2 protein-coding genes and 1 pseudogene are annotated in these 2214 nt (G+C 38.7%); all 3 read left to right on the top strand.

All coding sequences use genetic code 11. From position 1 onward, the window contains the following. A pseudogene (locus tag AC1DPQ_RS25655) lies at positions 1-194 on the top strand (TetR/AcrR family transcriptional regulator); the annotation flags it as partial. Further along, positions 191-1510, top strand: a complete 1320-nt coding sequence (locus AC1DPQ_RS25650; protein WP_477611298.1) for a TolC family protein — start codon at positions 191-193, stop codon at positions 1508-1510. The pseudogene AC1DPQ_RS25655 and the gene AC1DPQ_RS25650, both read left to right, overlap by 4 nt. An 8-nt stretch (positions 1511-1518) precedes the next feature. Further along, positions 1519-2214, top strand: a 696-nt coding sequence (locus AC1DPQ_RS25645; RefSeq protein ID WP_477611297.1) for an HlyD family secretion protein, incomplete at its 3' end; no start/stop codon positions are given.

The following is a 2214-nucleotide window of genomic DNA, read 5'->3' as shown; positions in this document are numbered from 1 at the left end:
TTAACAAGGTTGACGTTCGTATGGTAATCGCCACTATTATGGGCACCATAACCAACATTGTTATCTCTCCCCATAAGGTGATATCGTGCTCCAACTTCGACTTGAACAATCCGAAAGATAAAAAAATGATTAAAGAGCGGACAGTCGCTCACTTACAAAATCTAACAACAGTTTATTTAACAACAAAAAAATGATACCCAGATCAATAAGATTAATGCTTGCGGCGTCATTAATTCCGGCAGCTTTATTTGCACAGAGCTCAAAAGAATTAAACATTAACCAGGCAATAGAACTTGGCATAGCCAACAGTAAAAACTTAAAGCTTTCTCAAAACAAGATCGATCAGGCTGTTGCACAGCTGGAGGTTGTAAAAGACAATGTTTTGCCTACGGCAAACGCAAGTTTTATGTACAATCACGCTGAAATACCAACTACTACCTTTACATTACCCGGTAGCGAATCGTCTTTCCACTTGCCTAAAAGAGCCGATGCTTTTGTGGGAACAGCAGCAGTACAAGAATTGGTATATGGTGGTGGTAAATTAAGGTACGCTAAAGAATCGACCAAATTACTGGCCGATGTTGCACGTTTAGATGCTGATAAAAGCAAAGAAGAAATTACGTATGCTGTTATTAATACCTATTACGCTTTGTACAAAGTATTGCAAAGCAGAAAAGTGGTTGATCAGAATTTAGAATCAATTGCCGCACAGATTAAACAGGCACAGCGTTTCTTCGAGCAAGGTATTGTAACTAAAAACGATGTGTTGCGTTTCCAATTGCAACAGGCAAATGTTACGCTAACTCAAATGGATATTGAGAGCAACCGTAAAGTGATCAATTATAACCTGGATATCTTATTAGGTTTACCAGAAGATACCGAGGTGAAAATTATTGATCCTACTTTAGGTTTAAGAGGAGCGGGTTCTTTAAACGAATATATTGGTTTAGCAATGGCTAACCGCCAGGAGTTAAAACAACTTGATGTGCAGAACCAAGTTGCCGATTTTAACATTAAAACCATTAAGGCAAATACATTGCCTACCGTTGGTGTTGGTGCAAATTTATATTACATTAATCCAAGTGGTAATTTTATCCCGCCAACCAACCAATATTTAATGCCCATTACATTAGGCGCAACGGTTTCCTGGAATTTCGGCAACCTTTGGACAAACAAGAACAAGGTAAGCGAAGCGAAAATTCAACAAAGTGCGATTACCATTCAGAAAGACATTTTGTCTGACCAGGTAAAAACAGATATCAACAAAAACTTTCAAGGTTACCAGGTGGCGATGAACAAAATCCAGGTATTGGAAACTTCAATTGCACAAGCAACAGAAAACGATAAGTTATTGGCATCTAAATATAAAAACAATGTGGCTTCGGTTACCGATCGTATCGATGCTGAAACCTTATTGTACCAGGCAAAAATAAACTTAGAGATAGCTAAGGCAGACGCAGGTTTGGCTTACTATACCCTATTAAAATCAACAGGAAAAATAACGCAATAAATACAGCAATGACAACTGAAAAGAAAAAAAAGAACATAGTAGTACCCATCATTTTAGGTGTTTTACTAGTAATAGGCGTAATCTTCGGGATTACGGAATGGAATTATTATAGCAAACATGTAGATACGGATGATGCTCAGATTGATGGCGATATCAGTCCTGTTGTTGCCCGTGTTGGCGGTTATGTTGCAGCGATTAATTTTGAAGAAAATACACATGTAACCGAAGGACAGGTTTTGGTGAAGCTCGATGATAAAGACTATAAAGTTAAATTAGAGCAGGCAGAATCTGGTCAGAAAGGTGCAAGTGCAGGAGTTGGTGTTGCCGAATCGCAAATTGTAGCTACCCAGGCAAATACTGGTACTGCAAAAGCAAACGTTGATGCTGCAAAATCAAATGTTGAGGCTGCAAATGTTAAATTAAATTTAGCGCAGAAAGATTACAATCGTTACGAAAACCTGGTGAAAGATGGTTCAATCACACAACAAGCTTTCGATCAGGCTAAGGCGAGTAAGGAATCTGCAGAAGCGGCCAGACAATCTGCTCTGGCAGCATATCGTGCAGCGCAAGATCAATATAATGCTGCGGTTAAACAAGTTGGTACTACACAATCACAGTTGGCAGTGAGTAGCAATGTAATTAGCCAGCGTCAAAGTGATATCGATTTTGCAAAGCTTCAATTATCTTATACAGATATTAAAGCC

This window comes from Pedobacter sp. 01T416_2, from assembly GCF_056398925.1.
This window is presented reverse-complemented; position numbering and strand designations above follow the sequence as displayed.

Bases quoted from the DNA above. Each gene is read 5' to 3' on its own strand.
- AC1DPQ_RS25650 (WP_477611298.1), top strand. From the start codon at position 191: ATGATACCCAGATCAATAAGATTAATGCTTGCGGCGTCATTAATTCCG.